The sequence below is a fragment of the Acidimicrobiales bacterium genome, from assembly GCA_036399815.1.
Lineage (GTDB): Bacteria > Actinomycetota > Acidimicrobiia > Acidimicrobiales > DASWMK01 > DASWMK01.
This window is the reverse complement of sequence record DASWMK010000035.1, coordinates 1-2,192: the sequence shown is the minus strand read 5'-3', so window position 1 is coordinate 2,192 and position 2,192 is coordinate 1. Positions and strand designations below refer to the sequence as shown.

Below are 2,192 nucleotides of genomic sequence, written 5' to 3'. Positions count from 1 at the left end.
GGTGCGCGCTGGACCGGGCCAACCCCGGCGACCTGGTCGTCGTGTGCGTGGACCAGGCCGCCGCGGTGTGGGAGGAGCTCCAGGACCGGGCGGCCGCCTCGCCGGGCGCCAAGACGGCGCCGCCGGCCCGCCAGGCCCCCGGCGTGCCGCCGACGATGGCCGAGGCCATCGCCGACCCCGACGTCGGCGCCTTCGAGCGCGACCGCCGGGCCGACGCCGGCCGCCCCTAGGCGCCCGGCCCGCGGCCGTCGGGCGGGCTACTCGCGCTCGATCTCGTCGAGGGCGTCGGCGTCGACCGGGGCGCCCGAGGAGTTGTCGGTGGGCTGGACCTCGGCGGGGTCCGGCTCGGGGTCGGGGGGACGATCGTCGGAGATGTCGCTCATGTCGACGATCTTCCCGCCGATCGTTCATGGCGGGCGGGCTCCTGCCGATGGGACCGTGTGGCTGTCGCGCGCCAACGGACCGACCTCATGGTCCGCTTCGCCGTCGTCAGCCTGCTCCCCGTCGTCGTGCTCGGCCTCGTCCTCGGCCGGGCCGTGCGCCGGTCGGTCGAGCAGCGGGCGCTCGACGTGTACACCACCGAGTCGTCGGTCGTCCTCGACCTGTTCGTCCGCAACCTCATCACCGAGGAGGACTTCGAGCGGCCGATCCCCGAGGACCGGGCCGCCGGCCTCCGCAACCTCCTGAAGGGCATCCCGGCGCCCGCGCCGGTCGCCGTCGAGGTCCGGGTCGTCAACCGGGAGGGGATCGTCGTGTTCGCCACCGACGAGACCGAGATGGGCGCCCGCGTCGACCTCGCCCCGTTGGCCGACGCCCTCGCCGGCGAGTCGAGCAGCGAGTTCGCCGGCCGGGCCATGGCCGCCGACGGCGAGTACCGCCTCCTCCGCCTCCACCAGGCCGTCCGGCTGGAGCCGGGCGGCGCGATCCTGGGCGCCCTCGAGGTCGTCGCCCCCGACACGGTCGTCGGCCCGACCATCGACGACGACGTCCGTCGCATCCAGCTCACCCTCGCCGGCGGCCTGGCCGTCATGTGGATCTCGCTGCTGCCGATCGCCTGGCAGGCCACCAGCCCGCTGCGCCGCCGAGCCGAGGAGAGCGAGCACCTCGCCGTCCACGACGCCCTGACCGGCCTGCCCAACCGGACCCTGTTCCGCGACCGCCTCGACCAGGCGATCGCGTCGGCCCGCCGCCGGGGAGGGCGGTGCGGGCTGATCGTCATCGACCTCGACGGGTTCAAGGAGGTCAACGACTCCCTCGGCCACCACCAGGGCGACAAGGTGCTCCAGCACGCGGCGAGCCTGCTGACGGGCGCGCTCCGGGGGTCGGACACCGTGGCCCGGCTGGGCGGCGACGAGTTCGCCGTGATCCTCCCCGACGTCGAGGACGCGCACGGGCTGGTGACGGCGGCCAACCGGATCGGCAAGGCGTTCGACCGGCCCCTCGTGCTCGACGGGGTGGGCGTGTCCGTCGGGGCCAGCATGGGCGGGGCCCTGTTCCCCGACCACGCCGACGACGGCACCGCCCTCGTCCAGCGGGCCGACGCCGCCATGTACGTCGCCAAGGAGGGCGAGGCCCGCTTCCACCTGTTCAGCCCGGCCACCGAGTCGCACCACCGGTCCCGCCTCACCCAGGTGGCCGACCTGCGGTGGGCGGTGGCGAGCTCCAAGGGCCTGGTGGTCGAGTACCAGCCCAGGGTGGCGACCGACGGCTGCCCCGTCGGGGTGGAGGCGCTCGTGCGGTGGGAGCACCCGGAGCACGGGCCCGTCGCGCGGGCCGAGCTGGCGGCGCTGGCCGAGACGGCCGGGCTCGGCACCGACCTGGCCCTCCGCGTCGTCGACCTCGCGGGGGCCGACGCCTGCGGCTGGCTCGACGACGGCGTGAACCTCTGGCTGGCCGTCGACTTCCCGGCCGCCAGCCTCCGCGACCCCGACCTGCCGAGGCGCCTGGCCGCCGTGCTCGACCGCCACCAGCTGCCGCCCTCGCGACTCGTCCTCCAGGCGCCCGAGGAGGCGCTCGTGAGCGGCGGGCCGGGCTCGGTCGACGACGTGGTCGGCCGGCTCCGGGCCCTCGGCGTGAGCGTGGCGCTGGCCGACTTCGCCACCGGCCTGTCGACCCTGGCCCGGCTCGGCGACCTGTCCGTCGACCACGCCATCATCGACCGAGCCTTCGTCGACCGGCTGGCCCGGGCCGGG

General features: G+C 76.0%; 3 protein-coding genes. 2 read left to right on the top strand and 1 reads right to left on the bottom strand.

Features of this window, described 5'->3' with window-relative positions:
* Window positions 1–230, top strand: a 230-nt coding sequence (locus tag VGB14_02190) for a hypothetical protein (protein HEX9991717.1), incomplete at its 5' end; no start/stop codon positions are given.
* Between the two features lie 27 nt (window positions 231–257).
* On the opposite strand, the gene VGB14_02185 is transcribed toward VGB14_02190, so the two are convergent.
* Window positions 258–383, bottom strand: coding sequence for a hypothetical protein (locus tag VGB14_02185; GenBank protein ID HEX9991716.1), 126 nt, complete (start codon window positions 381–383; stop codon window positions 258–260).
* A gap of 57 nt (window positions 384–440) precedes the next feature.
* Here VGB14_02185 and VGB14_02180 point away from each other — a divergent pair.
* A partial coding sequence (locus VGB14_02180; GenBank protein ID HEX9991715.1) for a diguanylate cyclase occupies window positions 441–2,192 on the top strand: 1,752 nt, incomplete at its 3' end.

Excerpts from the sequence above, each read along its gene's own strand:
- VGB14_02185 (HEX9991716.1), bottom strand. The coding sequence starts at position 383 with ATGAGCGACATCTCCGACGATCGTCCCCCCGACCCCGAGCCGGACCCC.